8 protein-coding genes are annotated in these 13924 nt (G+C 73.8%); 2 read left to right on the top strand and 6 right to left on the bottom strand.

Annotation, left to right across the window (positions count from 1 at the left end; translation table 11 throughout):
- Positions 1-64 precede the first annotated feature (64 nt).
- Entirely contained in the window at positions 65-1228 is a 1164-nt protein-coding gene (locus Q2K16_RS27660) for a PQQ-dependent sugar dehydrogenase (protein WP_302741078.1), read from the top strand.
- Positions 1229-1330: 102 nt separating this feature from the next.
- Complete coding sequence (locus tag Q2K16_RS27655; protein ID WP_302741076.1) at positions 1331-2965, top strand: metallophosphoesterase; 1635 nt, start codon at positions 1331-1333, stop codon at positions 2963-2965.
- A gap of 42 nt (positions 2966-3007) precedes the next feature.
- Here the strand turns inward: Q2K16_RS27655 and Q2K16_RS27650 are convergent, their stop codons facing one another.
- The 6 genes from Q2K16_RS27650 to ligA form a co-directional block, all read right to left on the bottom strand.
- Positions 3008-5365 carry a transketolase-like TK C-terminal-containing protein gene (locus Q2K16_RS27650; RefSeq protein ID WP_302741074.1) on the bottom strand — a complete coding sequence of 786 codons (2358 nt, stop codon included), beginning with the start codon at positions 5363-5365 and terminating at the stop codon, positions 3008-3010.
- Positions 5366-5518: 153 nt separating this feature from the next.
- Positions 5519-7018, bottom strand: a complete 1500-nt coding sequence (gene gatB, locus Q2K16_RS27645) for an Asp-tRNA(Asn)/Glu-tRNA(Gln) amidotransferase subunit GatB (protein WP_302741072.1) — start codon at positions 7016-7018, stop codon at positions 5519-5521.
- 13 nt (positions 7019-7031) lie between these two features.
- Positions 7032-8507, bottom strand: coding sequence for an Asp-tRNA(Asn)/Glu-tRNA(Gln) amidotransferase subunit GatA (gatA, locus tag Q2K16_RS27640; protein ID WP_302741071.1), 1476 nt, complete (start codon positions 8505-8507; stop codon positions 7032-7034).
- Between the two features lie 94 nt (positions 8508-8601).
- Positions 8602-8907: an Asp-tRNA(Asn)/Glu-tRNA(Gln) amidotransferase subunit GatC gene (gene gatC, locus Q2K16_RS27635; RefSeq protein WP_302741070.1), complete on the bottom strand. Its 306-nt coding sequence runs from the start codon at positions 8905-8907 to the stop codon at positions 8602-8604.
- Between the two features lie 181 nt (positions 8908-9088).
- The gene (locus Q2K16_RS27630; protein ID WP_302741069.1) at positions 9089-11500 is read right to left on the bottom strand and encodes a putative bifunctional diguanylate cyclase/phosphodiesterase; all 2412 of its coding nucleotides are present in this window, start codon (positions 11498-11500) and stop codon (positions 9089-9091) included.
- Positions 11501-11688: 188 nt separating this feature from the next.
- Positions 11689-13827: an NAD-dependent DNA ligase LigA gene (gene ligA, locus Q2K16_RS27625; RefSeq protein ID WP_302741068.1), complete on the bottom strand. Its 2139-nt coding sequence runs from the start codon at positions 13825-13827 to the stop codon at positions 11689-11691.
- Positions 13828-13924 lie beyond the last annotated feature (97 nt).

Here is a 13924-nt window from a genome sequence, read left to right as displayed (position 1 = left end):
CACCGGCCGGTGAGCCGTCCCCGGTGGCCCGGCCGGTCCGGATTCGCGGGCTAGGCTGGGGCGGGTGAGCGCCCGTCTCCCGTACCCCCGCTCCGTCCGGGCCCGCGCGGCCCTGGCGGCCTCCGGTGCCGCGCTGCTGCTGACCGGGTGCAGTTTCGGCCCGCCGGAGCCCGATCCGGCCGGTGAGCCCCCCAACCTGCCGACCCCGTCGGCGTCGGCGGACGCCCCCGAGCAGCAGGTGGTGGCCACGGTGCTGGCGAAGGGGTTGCGGGTGCCGTGGGGCATCGCCTTCCTGCCCGACGGGGCGGCGCTGGTCACCGAGCGGGACAGCGGCAGGATCCTCAGGGTCGGGCCGGAGTCGGGGCCGCAGGGGTTGACCGTCAGCCCGGCGCAGACCGTGCCGGGGGTGGCCGCGTCCGGCGAGGCGGGCCTGCTCGGCATCGCCGTCTCCCCGGCGTACGCGCAGGACCGGACGGTCTTCGTCTACTACACCACCGCGCAGGACAACCGGGTGGCCCGGTTGACGCTGGGCGGCACGCCCACGCCGGTCCTGACCGGCATCCCGAAGTCCGGCAACCACAACGGCGGCGGGCTGGCGTTCGGCCCGGACGGGCAGCTCTACGTCAGCACCGGCGACGCCGGTGACCGGGACGCCGCCCAGGACCGGGCCAGCCTGGCCGGCAAGATCCTGCGGATCACCCCGGACGGCAAGCCGGCGGCGGGCAACCCGTTCCCCGGCTCGCCGGTCTGGTCGCTGGGGCACCGCAACGTGCAGGGTCTGGCCTGGGACGCCGGGAAGCGGATGTACGCCACCGAGTTCGGGCAGAACACCTGGGACGAGATCAACAAGATCGACAAGGGGGCGAACTACGGCTGGCCGACGGTGGAGGGGCAGGCCGGCGACGGCAGGTTCGTCGACCCGGTCGTGCAGTGGGGCACCGACGAGGCGTCCTGCTCGGGGCTGGCGACCGCGGGCCGGCTGCTGGCCGCCGCCTGCCTGCGCGGCGAGCGGCTCTGGCTGGTGGAGCTGACCGACGCCGGCACCACGCTCGGCGCGCCCCGGGAACTGCTCGCCGGGAAGTACGGCCGGTTGCGGGCGATCGCCGCCGCCCCGGACGGTTCGCTCTGGGTCTCCACCTCCAACCACGACGGGCGGGGTCAGCCGACGCCGGAGGACGACCGGCTGCTGCGGCTGGTCTTCGCCGAGGGTGGGGCCGGCCGGAGCTGACGACACGCCGACGGGCCGGACAGCCGGGCAGGTACCGGGCGGATCGGCCGCCCGTCCGCCGGGTTTGCCAAGATCTTTCACGGGGCAGGTCAGAATCTCATCATGGGTGGTCAGGAGAACGAGCAGCGCGGGCCCGGGGAGACGGACCTCCCCACCCGGCGTGAGCGGCGCTGGCGGACCTGGTGGTCGGCCGTGCGGTCGGCCCGGGTCCGACGGTTCGGCGTGGTGCTGGCGGTGCTGCTGGTGGCCCTGACCGGAACGGTCGTCGGGGTGCTCGCCGGTGGCCGGGTCAGCACCGACATCGGCCCGTTCCGCGCCGACCTGACCCTCGCCCCGGCGGTGCGGGGCGGCACCACCGTCGACATCCCCCCGCTGGGCGCGCTCCAACTCGACAGCCACCAGGGCCCCACCCACCTGACGGTCGGGCTGGGTGCGCTGGACCAGCGCAAGACCGAGGCGCTGATCGACGACCCGGCCAGCATCAGCCGGGCCAGCCAGTCGGCGGTGACCGACGTCCGCAACGGGGTGCTGCGGCTCGGTCTGCGTACCCTCGGGGCGGCCGTGCTGGTCACCCTGCTGCTGGCCGCGCTGGTCTTCCGGGACACCAGGCGGACCGCCTGGGCCGGCGGGGTGGCCCTGGTGGTCACCGCCGGCAGCCTCGGCCTGGCCGCCGGCACCATCCGCCCGCAGGCCATCGAGGAACCCCGGTACGAGGGCCTGCTGGTCAACGCCCCGGCGATCGTCGGTGACGCGCGGCGGATCGCCAACGACTACAGCCGGTACGCCGAGCAGTTGCAGCGGCTGGTCGGCAACGTCAGCCAGCTCTACACCACCGTCTCGGCGCTGCCGGTGTACGAACCGGCACCGGGCACCACCCGGGTGCTGCACGTCTCCGACATGCACCTCAACCCGACGGGCTGGCAGTTGATCCGCACCGTGGTCGAACAGTTCGGCATCGACGTGGTGATCGACACCGGTGACCTGACCGACTGGGGCAGCGAACCCGAGGCGTCGTACGTCGGCTCGATCGGGCTGCTCAAGAAGCCGTACGTCTACATCCGGGGCAACCACGACTCGCCCCGGACGGCGGCGGCGGTGGCCCGGCAACCGAACGCGGTCGTGCTGGACAACTCGACCACCACCGTCGCCGGCCTCACCATCGCCGGCATCGGCGACCCCCGGTTCACCCCGGACAAGGAGACCTCCCCGGCCGGCAGCGGGCTCACCGCGCAGGTCGCCAACCAGGTGATCGGGGCCGGCGAGACGCTCGCCACCACCGTCCGCGACTCGCCGCGGCCGGTGAACATCGCGCTGGTGCACGACCCGGCCTCGGCCGGCCCGCTCTCGGGCACCTGCCCCCTGGTGCTGGCCGGGCACACCCACGCCCGGCAGATCTCGAAGCTGCCGCAGGTGCCGGGCCAGCAGCCGACGCAACTGATGGTGGAGGGCTCGACCGGCGGTGCCGGGCTGCGCGGCCTGGAGGGCGAGAAGCCCACCCCGCTGTCGATGACGGTGCTCTACTTCGACCAGCAGAAGCTGCTCCAGGCCTACGACGACATCACCGTCGGCGGCACCGGGCAGGCCCAGGTGAACCTGGAGCGGCACGTGATCCGGGACCCGGCGAAGGGCGCAGACGTCCCGGTCACCCCCACCCCGACCCGGGGCGACCCGGAGTCCCCGTCCCCCTCCGGGACCGCGCCGACCCCCACCCCGCCGACCCCCAGCCCGACCAGCTGACCCACCAGCTGGCAGACAGGCGGGGCGGAGGCGGGACGGCGGTCAGCGCAGCGACAGGGCGGCCAGGGCGGCGTTGACGATGCTGCCGGGAAGCAGGTCGTGCAACTCGTACAGCTCGCGGACGCTGCCGGACTGGCCGAACTCGTCCACCCCGAGCGGCACCGCCGGCACCCCGAGCGCCGAGCCGAGCCAGGCCATCGTGTGCGAGGCGGCGTCGTGCACGGTCACCAGCGGGGTCCGGTCCCCGAAGGCGGCCCGCAACGCCCCCGGCACGCTCGGCACGGTCGCCGTGCGGACGCCCTGGCGCAGGGTGCGCTGCCAGGCCCGGTAGAGCCGGTCCAGGCTGGTCACGTCGACCACGTGCGCCGCGATGCCCTCCTCGGCCAGCTCGGCGGCGGCGGCCAGCGTCTCCGGCAGCACCGCCCCGGAGGCGGCCAGGGTCACCACCGGCGCGTCGGCCAGCTGCGGGTGCGCCTGGTGCGCGTCCACCAGCCGGTACGCCCCGGCGACCACCTGCCGGCGCAGCACCGCGTCACCGAGGCGGACCCGGGCCGCCTCGAACGGCGTCTGGTCCAGCGGGCGGGTGCTCAACCGGAAGTAGTACGCCCCGTCCTCGGCGGGCGCTGCGGTGGCGGCCGGCGCGGCACCCTGCGCGATCTGCCCGAGCGCGTCGCAGAGCAGCCAGTCGAGGCTGGTGGCGTAGGCCGGCTCGCAGAGGGTGACGCCGGGCAGTTCCAGGCCGACGGAGGCGGTGATGGTGGACTGGTGGGCACCGCCCTCCGGGGCCAGGGTGACGCCCGACGGGGTGCCGGCCACCACGAACCGGGAACCCGAGTAGGTGCCGTAGAGGAACGCGTCCAGCCCGCGCAGCACGAACGGGTCGTAGACCGTGCCGACCGGCAGCAGCGGCTGCCCGGACAGGTCCCAGGACAGGCCGAGCTGGCCCAGCAGCAGGAACAGGTTCATCTCGGAGATGCCCAGCTCGATGTGCTGCCCGGCGGGGCTCTCCGTCCAGCGCAGCATCCGGTCCTGCGACCAGGACCGCCGCTCGGTCGGGGCGAACACCCCGGTCCGGTTGATGAACCCGGCCAGGTTGGTGGAGGTGGCCACGTCCGGCGCGGTGGTGACCAGGTGGGGCGCCACCTGCGGGTCCCGGGCCAGCTCCACCAGCACCCGGCCGAAGACCTCCTGGGTGGAGACCGGCTTGTGGGTGCGTACCCCGGTGGCCTCGGGGACGGTGACCCCCAGCGACCGGTGCCGGGGCGCGCGGGCCAGCGCCTCGCGGCGCGCGCCGGCCCGGATGCCGGCCGGGCTCGCCGGGTCGAGCCGGTCCCACTCGGTCGCGGCGGTCAGGCCGTGCGCCGCCCGCAGCGCGTCGACCTGCGCCGTGGAGAGCAACGCCGAATGGTTGCGCGGGTTGCCGGCGATCGGCAACCCCCACCCCTTGACCGTGTACGCGAAGACGACGCTGGGCCGGTCGGTCACCGCGTCGCACTGGGCGTACGCGTCGAGCATCGCCTCCAGGTCGTGCCCGCCGAGGTCGGTGACGAGCGGGGCCAACTCCTCGTCGGTCAGGTCGGCGATGAACCCGGCGATGCCGTCGGGCGCGCCGTCCAGGAACTGCCCGCGCAGCGCCGGCCCGGTCAGCCCGAACAGCGACTGGTACTGCTCGTTGGGCATCCGGTCGATCCAGTCGCGCAGCGCCGCCCCGCCCGGCCGGGCGTACGCCTGCGCGAGCCGGCGGCCGTACTTGACCTCGACGACGTGCCAGCCGGCGGCCTCGAACTGCCCACGCCACTGGTCGATCCGGATGCCGGGCACCACCCGGTCCAGCGACTGCCGGTTGAAGTCGACGAGCCACATCACGTTGCCCAGGCCGGTGGTGGCCGGGTCGGCGACCGCCTCCCAGATGTTCCCCTCGTCCAGTTCGGCGTCACCGATCAACGCGACGAACCGCGAGTGCGGGCGGGCCCCGAAATGGGCGTCGACGTAGCGGCGGGTGACCGCGGCGAACAGCGGGGCCGCCGCGCCCAGCCCGACCGAGCCGGTGGAGAAGTCCACCGCGTCCGGGTCCTTCGTCCGCGACGGGTACGACTGCAACCCGCCCCGCGCCCGCAACCGGGGCAGGTACGACCGGTCCAGGTTGCCCAGCAGGTACTGGATGGCGTGGAACACCGGGGAGGCGTGCGGCTTGACCGCCACCCGGTCCTCGGCGTCCAGGTGGGCGAACCACAGGGCGGTCATCGCGGTGACCAGGGAGGCGCTGGACGCCTGGTGCCCACCGACCTTCACCCCGTCGCCGGTGTCCCGGTCGTGGTTGGCCGCGTCCACGATCCGGGTGGCGAGCCACAGCACCCGTCGCTGAATCTCGTCGAGGACGTCGAGGTCGTGTTCGTTCACGGGAACTCCATCCGGGCGTCGCCGTTGACGCCCTCGGTCGGGGGTGGCGCGGGTCGCGCGCGTACCCCGGGGGAGGGGTGAGGGCCACCGTCGGGTCACGCCGGCAGCCCTCACGGGTCGCGGGCGGGAAGCAGCGGCTTCCCGCCCGCGCGGTCAGCCCTGGACGCCGAGGCGCTCCAGGACCAGGTCACGGACGGTCTTGGCGTCGGCCTGGCCACGGGTGGCCTTCATCACCGCGCCGACCAGCGCACCGGCTGCGGCGACCTTGCCGCTGCGGATCTTGTCGGCGATGCCCGGGTTGGCGGCGATCGCCTCGTCCACGGCGGCGGTGAGCGCGCCGGTGTCGGAGACCACCTCCAGGCCCCGGTTGGTCATGATCTCGGTCGGCGAGCCCTCGCCGTCGACCACGCCCTCCAGCACGGTACGGGCCAGTTTGTCGTTGAGCTTGCCCGCGTCGACCAGCCCCTGCAACTCGGCGACCTGCGCCGGGGTGGCCCCGATGTCGGCCAGCTCCGTGCCGGTCTCGTTGGCCCGACGGGACAGCTCACCCAGCCACCACTTGCGGGCCGCCGCCGGGGTGGTCCCGGCCGCCACGGTCGCCTCGATCAGCTCGACCGCACCGGCGTTGAGCACCGACTGCATGTCGAGGTCGGACAGGCCCCACTGCTCCTGGAGCCGGCGCCGGTGCAGCCGGGGCAGCTCCGGCAGGGCCGCCTTCAGCTCGGCCACCCAGGCGGTGTCCGGGGCGAGCGGCACCAGATCCGGCTCCGGGAAGTACCGGTAGTCGGTGGCGGTCTCCTTGGAACGGCCCGGCGTGGTGTCCCCGGTGTCCTCGTGGAAGTGCCGGGTCTCCTGGGTGATCCGGCCGCCCGCGTCCAGCACCGACGCCTGGCGCAGGATCTCCGAGCGGACCGCCCGCTCCACCGACCGCAACGAGTTGACGTTCTTGGTCTCGGTGCGGGTACCCCACTCCTCGCCCGGCAGGTTGAGGGAGGTGTTGACGTCGCACCGCAGCGACCCCTCCTCCATCCGGACGTCGGAGACGCCCAGCGAGCGCAGCACGTCGCGCAGCTCGGTCACGTACGCCTTGGCGACCTCGGGGGCGAGCGCGCCGGTGCCGGGGACCGGCTTGGTGACGATCTCGACCAGGGGGATGCCGGCCCGGTTGTAGTCGACGAGCGACTCGGTCGCACCGTGGATGCGGCCGGTGGCCCCGCCGACGTGCAACGTCTTGCCGGTGTCCTCCTCCAGGTGCACCCGCTCGATGCCGATGCGCACCAGCTCGCCGTCGACCTCGACGTCCAGGTAGCCGTCGAAGCACAGCGGCTCGTCGTACTGGCTGATCTGGAAGTCCTTCGGCATGTCCGGGTAGAAGTAGTTCTTCCGGGCGAACCGGCACCATTCGGCGATGGAGCAGTTCAGCGCCAGGCCGATCCGGATCGTCGCCTCGATCGCCGCCCTGTTCGCCACCGGCAGCGAGCCGGGCAGGCCCAGGCACACCGGGCAGACCCGGGTGTTCGGCTCGCCGCCGAAGTCGGTCGGGCAACCGCAGAACATCTTGGTGTTCGTGCCCAGCTCGACGTGGGTCTCCAGGCCGATCACCGGCTCGTAGCGCGCAACGACCTCGTCGTACGCGGGCAGTGTCGTCGTCATCTGAACTCCAGCCTCACAGTGCCGGTGGGGTGAACGTGCCGACCACGGACTCCAGCGCGGCGGCGACCCGGTACATCCGGTCGTCGGCCATCGTCGGGGCCATCACCTGCAGACCGACTGGCAGCCCCTCGGACAGGCCACACGGCACCGAGATGCCCGGCCCGCCGTACAGGTTCGTCGGGATGGTGAACAGGTCCGCCAGGTACATCTGGTACGGGTCGGCGGTGCGCGCCCCGATCGGGAACGCCACGAACGGCGTGGTGGGCGAGATCAGCGCGTCGACCTGCTCGAACGCCGAGGTGAAGTCCCTGGTGATCAGGGTACGGACCTTCTGCGCCTGCCCGTAGTAGGCGTCGTAGTAGCCCGACGAGAGCGCGTACGTGCCGACCATGATCCGCCGCTTGACCTCGGCCCCGAACCCGGCCTCCCGGGTCAGCGACATGACCTCCTCCAGCGACCGGTTGCCGTCGTCGCCGACCCGCAGCCCGAACCGGACCCCGTCGAACCGGGCCAGGTTGGAGGAGCACTCGCTGGGCGCGATCAGGTAGTACGCCGGCAGCGCGTACCGGAAGTGCGGGCAGGACACCTCGACGATCTCCGCGCCCAGCTTGGCCAGGGTGTCCACCGACTCGCGGAACGCGGCCATCACGCCCGGCTCCGCGCCCTCACCGGTGAACTCCCTGACGATGCCGAGCCTCACCCCGGTCAGGTCGCCTGTCGCACCGAGCTTCGCGGCGGCCACCACGTCCGGCACCGGCTGCGGGATGGAGGTGGAGTCGCGCGGGTCGTGCCCGCCGATGACCTGGTGCAGCAGCGCCGCGTCGAGCACCGTACGGGCGCACGGGCCGGGGGTGTCCAGCGAGGAGGAGAACGCGACCAGGCCGTACCGGGAGGTGCCGCCGTAGGTGGGCTTCGCGCCGACGGTGCCGGTGACCGCGCCGGGCTGGCGGATCGAGCCGCCCGTGTCGGAGCCGATGGCCAGCGGTGCCTCGTACGCGGCCAGCGCGGCGGCGCTGCCCCCGCCGGAGCCGCCCGGGATCCGGTCGGTGTCCCACGGGTTGTGGGTCGGGCCGTACGCCGAGTATTCGGTGGAGGAGCCCATCGCGAACTCGTCCATGTTGGTCTTGCCGAGCATCACCGTGCCGGCCGCGCGCAGCCGCTGCACGATCGTCGCGTCGTACGGCGGACGCCAGCCTTCGAGGATCTTGGAGCCGACGGTGGTCGGCACGCCCTTCGTGGTGAGCACGTCCTTCACCGCCACCGGCACCCCGGCCAGCGGCCCGAGCTGCTCACCGGCGGCCCGGCGCTCGTCGACGGCGCGGGCGGCGGCCAGCGCCCCCTCGGTGTCGACGTGCAGGAACGCGTGCACCCGGTCGTCGACGGCGGCGATCCGGTCCAGGTGGGCCCGGGTCACCTCGACGGCGGAGGTCTGCCCCGAGGCCACCAACCCGGCCAGGTCGGTCGCGGTCATTCTGGTCAGGTCGGTCATGCCGTCGCCTCGCTCCGCTCACCGGTGCCCCGGGCAGCCGGCGCACTGGGCTCGATGGTTCGCCTGTCATGCCCGGTGTCAACTACACATCCGCTCACGACGCCACGTCCTCGTCCAGGATGCGCGGGACGCGGAACCGCTGCTCGGCGACGTCGGGGGCACCCGACAGCGCCTCCTGCGGGGTCAGTCCGGGCACCACCACGTCGTCGCGGAGCACGTTGGTCAGCGGCACCGAGTGGGAGGTCGGCGGAATCTCCGCCGCCGTGACCTCGCCGACCTGCGCGACCGACTGGAGGATCACGTCCAGTTGACCGGCGAAGGTGTCCAGCTCCTCCTCGGTGACGGCGAGCCGCGACAGTCGCGCGAGGTGCGCGACCTCCTCGCGGGAGATGGCGGCCATCGGTGCCCCCTTCGTGGCTGTGCTGCTGCGGGCGGGTGGGCCGGCCGCGACGTCGACGGGATGACGCGCGGTGACCGGAGCGAGTCTATTGTCCTGCGCCGAGCACGACGCCCCCGACTCCCCCTGCCCTCGGGCCGCCGGGCCGGTCCGGGCCCGCCCGCCCGGGGTGTGCCGGGGACCGTCAGCGGGCGTGCCGGCGGGGGATCTCCGCGTCCGGGCTGGGGACGGGGCTCAGCGGCCGGTAGCGGGCCAGCCAGGCGGTCAGCTCCTCGGCGGGCATCGGGCGGGCGTAGAACCAGCCCTGCGCGGCGTCGCAGCCGGCCGCGTACAACAGCCGCCAGGTCCGCTCGTCCTCCACCCCCTCGGCCACCACCCGCAGGCCGAGCGCGCCGGCCAGCTCGATGGTCGACCTGACGATCGCCGCGTCGTCGGCGTCCCCGGCCATCCCCAGCACGAACGACCGGTCCACCTTCACCTCGGACAGCGGCAGCCGGCGCAGGTGCTGCAACGACGAGTAGCCGGTGCCGAAGTCGTCGAGCGAGATGGCCACCCCGAGTTGGTGCAGCCGGGTGATGGTGGCGAGCACCCGCCGGGGGTCGGCCATCAGCGCCCCCTCGGTGATCTCCAGTTGCAGCCGGTCCGGGCGTACCCCGTAGCTGGCGAGCCGGTCGGCGATCCGGTCGACGATCTCCCCGGTGTGCAGGTCGCGGACGCTGACGTTGAGGGCCGCCCGCAGCGTGGTGCCGGCGGCCGACCACTTCGCCAGCTGCGCCACCACGTCGTCGATCACCCGGTAGGTGAGCAGGCGCATCACGGCGCTCTGCTCGGCGACCCGGATCAGCTCCTCCGGGTCGACCATCCCCCGGCGCGGGTGCCGCCAGCGCAGCAGCGCCTCCACCCCGACCACCTCGCCGGTGGCGATGGCGACCTGCGGTTGGTAGTACATGGTGATCTCGCCGACCTCGGCCGCCGGGGCTTCGGGCGTCGGCTCGGGCCCGGTGTCCGGGGCCGGCGCGGGTGTGCGGTGCTCCGGTGCGGTGCGGTGGCGGCGGACCGGGTCGGCGCCGGTGAGGATGCGGTTCAGCAGCTCGTCGGGGTGCGCCGGGGCCGGCCGGGGGCGTCGCCGGGGCAGCCACCACCTGCCGGTGCCGCCCGTGCCGGTGCGCATGCCGGGGCCGGGGGCCGGTCCGGCGTCGGGGCGCGGGGCACGGCCGGGTCCGTCGTCGGGGGCCAGCCGGGGTGGCAGCGCCGCGCCGTCACCGCCCCGCACGGTCTGCCCGGCCGGTGGCCGGTTCTCCAGTACGCGCCGCAGGTCGGCCAGGAGCGCCAGCCGCTCGGCGGAGTTGTGGTCGGACTCGGCCGCGTACACGGCCACGGTGTCGTTGCGGTGCTTCGCGTCGTACATGGCGACGTCGGCGTGGCGCATCAGGGTGGCGTAGTCCTCGCCGTGGTCGGGGAAGAGCGCGATGCCGATCGAGCCGCCGACGTCCAGCGGCAGGCCGTCCAGCGACACCGGCTCGGTCAGCGCGGCGACCACCCGTCCGGCCAGCTCACGGGCCTCGTCGACGCCGTCGAGCCCGCCGGCCACGATGGCGAACTCGTCCCCGCCGAGCCGGGCCAGCAGGTCCCGGTCGCCGACCACCCCGGCGAGCCGGGCACCCACCTCCACCAGCAGCCGGTCGCCGACGGCGTGGCCGAGCGCGTCGTTGACGTTCTTGAACCGGTCCAGGTCGATCAGCAGGAGCGCCACCTGCGCCCCCGGTTCACCCCGGGCGACCCGCTCGGCGTGCCGGTGCACCTGCTCGGCCACCTCGGCGAGCAGCGCCTTGCGGTTGGGCAGGCCGGTCAGCGGGTCGAGGGCGGCGAGCTGGACCTGTTCGTCGGAGAGGTGGGCCATCCGGTAGACCGCGAACAGCGGCACCAGCACCAGCGGGATCAGCGCGGCGCTGGCCCGCGCGGCGGTGACCAGGACGGGGGCGAGCAGCAGCAGCGAGCCGGTGGAGAGCAGCTCGAACGGCAGCCCCTGCCGGACCGCCGGCCACCACCGGCCGCCGAAGCGCAGCCGCAGCGCGGTGCTGACCAGGCCGTAGTTGACGACGAACCAGGTGAGGGTCGCGCCGCCGACGGCGAGCACGTCGGTCCAGCCCAACCGGTCGCCGTCGAACAGGCCGCCCGGCCCGAGCCGGAGCACCAGGTACGCGGCGGCGAGCGCGCAGGCGTACTGGGCGGCGTTGAACGTGGTCCGCCAGGGGGCGTGCCGCAGCCGGATGCCGGACACGGCGACCGCGACGGCCTGCACGAGCACCGCCGGGCCGAGGCCCCAGCCGAGCAGGATGGCGAAGGTGAAGCAGGTGGACGGGAAGACCGCGGAGGTCTGCCGGCGGCCGGAGGGCACGAAGGGGCGGGCGTCGCAGCCGACCGCGAGCACCGCCATCGTCCAGAAGGCCGCCGGCAGCCCGTCCGGCCGGTCGACGAGGTCGACCAGCGACGCGACGGTGGCCAGGGCGGCCAGGCCGACCACCCCGGCGACGAGACCCAGGAACGGCCCCTCCCGCCCACCCGGGAACGAGTTGCGGAGGTCGGCGGTCTCCATCGCACCTCCCGGGCACGCCCATCAGGGTGTACGCCTGCCGCACACCTGCCACCATGAAACGCCCTGGGTGTCGGTGGACCCACACGACAGCCGCGAATCGGTCGTAGTCGTGACTAAGTTGGAATACAGGCCAAGATTCACCTATGGGGGCAGCGGGACAGGCGACGCGGAACCGGGTGGTCGGACGGTCAGCTCTCGTCGACCCGGGCCACCTCACGGGCCGCGTCCGGGCCGGCGTCGAGCAGCACCCGGAAACCGTCCTCGTCGAGCACTGGCACCTTGAGGCCGGCCGCCTTGTCGGCCTTGGCACCGGGGTTGTCGCCCACCACCACGAAGCCGGTCTTCTTGGAGACCGAGCCGGTGACCTTGCCGCCCCGGGTCTGGATCGCCTCGGCCGCCTGGTCCCGGCTGAACCCGGCCAGCGTGCCGGTCACCACCACGGTGACACCCTCCAACGGGCGGGGCCCCTCGTCGACCGCTTCCTCGGCCATCCGGACGCCCGCCTCGGCCCACTTGCGGACCACGTCGCGGTGCCAGTCGACGGCGAACCACTCCTTGACGCTGGCGGCGATGGTCGGGCCGACCCCGTCGACCGAGGAGAGTTCCTCCTCGGCGGCCGCCTCGATCGCCTCGACCGAGCGGAAGTGCCGGGCCAGGGCCTGCGCGGCGGTCGGCCCGACGTGCCGGATGGAGAGCCCCACCAGCACCCGCCACAGGTCGCGTTCCCGGGCCACGGCGAGGTTGTCGAGCAGCTTGGTCGCGTTGGTGCCGAGGCTGCCGTCCTTGTTGACGAAGAACGGCGAACGGGCGAGTTGCGCGGCGTCGAGGGCGAACAGGTCACCCTCGTCACTGATGATCGCGGCGTCGAGCAGCGCGGCAGCCCCCTTGTAGCCGAGCACCTCGATGTCGAACGCGCCCCGCCCGGCGAGGTGGAAGACCCGCTCCCGCAGCTGCGCCGGGCAGCTACGGGCGTTCGGGCAGCGGATGTCGACGTCGCTCTCCTTGGCCGGGGCGAGCGCCGTGCCACAGGACGGGCAGTGGGTGGGCATGACGAACGGGCGGGCGTCGGCGGGACGCAGCTCGACCACCGGGCCGAGCACCTCGGGGATCACGTCGCCGGCCTTGCGCAGCACCACCGTGTCGCCGATCAGCACCCCCTTGCGTTCGACCTCGCGGGCGTTGTGCAGGGTGGCCTGGGCGACGGTCGAACCGGCGACGTGCACCGGCTCCAGCACCGCGTACGGGGTGATCCGGCCGGTCCGCCCGACGCCGACCTCGATGTCGAGCAGCCTGGTGTTGACCTCCTCCGGCGGATACTTGAAGGCGATCGCCCACCGGGGCGCCCGGCTGGTCGAGCCGAGCCGACCCTGGATGGGCACCGGGTCGACCTTGACCACCACCCCGTCGATCTCGTGCTCGACGTCGTGCCGGTGCTCGGCGTAGTGGGCGATGTACCCCACCACGCCGGCCAGGTCGGGCACCACCCGCCAGCGGTCGCTGGTCGGCAGCCCCCACGCCCGCAGCGCCGCGTACGACTCGGACTGGGTGGCCGGCCGGAAGCCGGTGCGGGCGCCGGTGCCGTGCACCACCAGCCGCAGCGGCCGGGACGCGGTGATCCGGGGGTCCTTCTGGCGCAGGCTGCCGGCGGCGGCGTTACGCGGATTGGCGAACGGCGCCTTGCCCTGCTCGACCAGGCTGGCGTTGAGGTCGGCGAACCCGGCGACCGGGAAGTAGATCTCGCCCCGCACCTCCAGCAGCTCCGGCACGTCGGGGAACTCGTCGGACGGGGTGAGCCGGGCCGGCACGCTGCGGATGCTGCGGACGTTGGCGGTGACGTCCTCGCCGGTGCGCCCGTCGCCCCGGGTGGCGGCGCGGACCAGCCGGCCCTTCTCGTAGGTCAGGTTGATGGCCAGGCCGTCGACCTTCAGCTCGCACAGGTAGGGCACCGGGCCACCGGCGTCCCGCTCGACGCGTTCGGCCCAGGCGGCCAACTCCTCGTCGGCGAACGCGTTGTCCAGCGAGAGCATCCGCTCGGCGTGGGTGACCGGGGTGAAGTCGGTGGAGAAGGTGCCGCCCACCCGCTGCGTCGGCGAGTCGGGGGTGCGCAGCGCCGGGTACTCCGCCTCCAACGCCTCCAGCTCCCGCAACTGCCTGTCGAACTCGGCGTCGGTGATGGTCGGCGCGTCGAGGACGTAGTAGCGGTACTGGTGTTCGGTCAGCTCCTGGCTCAACGTGGCGTGCCGCTCCCGGGCCCCGGGGGTGGGCTCACCACCGGCAGCCGCCTCCTGGGCGGCGCTGACCTGCTGGGGAATCTCTTCTTCCGACACCCTGTCGCCTCCGGACACCGTGCGAACCTCCCCCGTGATCACGCTACGGGAGCACGGTAACCGGCCGGTAGGACATTCCCCTGCCTCCCCCCACCCC

This window comes from Micromonospora cynarisoli (genome assembly GCF_030518815.1).
Lineage (GTDB): Bacteria > Actinomycetota > Actinomycetes > Mycobacteriales > Micromonosporaceae > Micromonospora > Micromonospora wenchangensis.
The sequence above is the reverse complement of the archived record's forward strand: the minus strand, read 5'-3'. Positions and strand labels throughout refer to the sequence as shown.